Genomic DNA, 1,550 nt, shown 5'->3' with positions numbered 1-1,550 from the left:
GCAGCGGGTTGACCGCGATCGAGACGATCGCGCCGACCACCAGCGCATCCATCGCCTCGCGCGGCAGCACGCCGATCGACAGCCCCAGGCTCGCGAGGATGAACGAGAACTCGCCGATCTGTGCCAGGCCCACCGCCACCGTCGCGCTGGTGCGCGAGGGCTCGCGCAGCACGCCGACGATCGCCACCGCGATCAGCGGCTTCAGCACCAGCACGATCGCGAGCACGCCCAGCACCATCCATGGCTGCTGCACGATGAAGCCCGGGTTGAACAGCATCCCCACCGAGACGAAGAACAGCGCCGAGAACACGTCGCGGAACGGCGCCATGTCGGCCGCCGCCTGCGGGCCGAAGCGCGACTGCCCGACCACCAGCCCGGCGAAGAACGCGCCCAGCGCGACCGACACGTGGAACACCTCGGCCGCCAGCACCGCGACACCCAGCGCGACGACGAACACCGTCAGCGTGAAAAGCTCCGACGACTGCGTGCGGGCCACCTTCTCGAGCACCCGGCCGACCACGCGCGTGCCGACCACGCCGACCAGCAGCGCGAACACGACGACCTTGCCGAGCGCCATCAGCAGCGCCATGCCCAGCGATTGCGTCGCACCGCTGGCGCCTGCGGCCGGCGGCGCGAGCAGCGGCAGCACCACCAGCGCGCCGACGGTGAACAGGTCCTCGACGATCAGCCAGCCGACCGCGACATGGCCGTCGCGGCTCGCGAGCCGGTTCTGCTCGACCAGCATGCGCATCAGCACCACCGTGCTGGCCACCGCCAGCGCCATGCCGAAGATCGCGCCGGCCGCATGCGACCAGCCGAAGCCGCGCGCCAGCGCCCAGCCGGCCACGCCGGCCACCAGGCTCTGCCCGATCGCGCCCGGCACCGCGAGCTTCCACACCCGCAGCAGCTCCTGCGGGTGGAAGTGCATGCCGACACCGAACATCAGCAGGATCACGCCGATCTCGGCGAGCTGCGAGGCGAGGCCCGCATCGGCCACGAAACCCGGCGTGAACGGCCCCACGACGATGCCCGCGAGCATGTAGCCGACCAGTGTCGACAGGCCGATGCGGCGCGTCAGCGCCCCGAAGACCAGTGCAAAGGCCAGGCCGCCGGCCAGGGTGATCAGGAGGGTCAGGTCGTGCATCGGCGGATTATCACGACCCGTCGCGAGCCTCCTACAATTCCCCGATGAATGCCCTTTTGCAGCCCGCCCCACGCCGTCCGATCCGCGAGCTGCCCGACGAACTGATCAGCCAGATCGCCGCCGGCGAGGTGGTCGAGCGGCCGGCCTCGGTGGTGCGCGAGCTGGTCGACAACGCGCTCGACGCCGGCGGCCGCGAGATCACCGTGAAGCTGGTGGCCGGCGGCGTGCGCAGCATCCTGGTCGAGGACGACGGGCAGGGCATCCCGAGCGACGAGCTGCCGCTCGCGCTGCGCCGGCATGCCACCAGCAAGATCGCGTCGCTGGCCGAACTGGAGGGCGTCGTGACGATGGGGTTCCGCGGCGAGGCGCTGGCGGCCATTTCGTCGGTCGCCGAACTCGCCATCGC

General features: G+C 71.2%; 2 protein-coding genes. One reads left to right on the top strand and one right to left on the bottom strand.

Features of this window, described 5'->3' with window-relative positions; genetic code table 11:
* On the bottom strand, window positions 1-1,144 hold a 1,144-nt coding region (locus tag AC1D12_RS32965), incomplete at its 3' end, for a cation:proton antiporter (protein ID WP_477845329.1).
* 44 nt (window positions 1,145-1,188) lie between these two features.
* Between AC1D12_RS32965 and mutL the strand changes: the two genes are divergently transcribed.
* Window positions 1,189-1,550, top strand: a 362-nt coding sequence (gene mutL / locus AC1D12_RS32960) for a DNA mismatch repair endonuclease MutL (RefSeq protein WP_477845328.1), incomplete at its 3' end; no start/stop codon positions are given.

It is taken from the genome of Rhizobacter sp. P1_G5 (genome assembly GCF_056405435.1).
The sequence above is the reverse complement of the archived record's forward strand: the minus strand, read 5'-3'. Positions and strand labels throughout refer to the sequence as shown.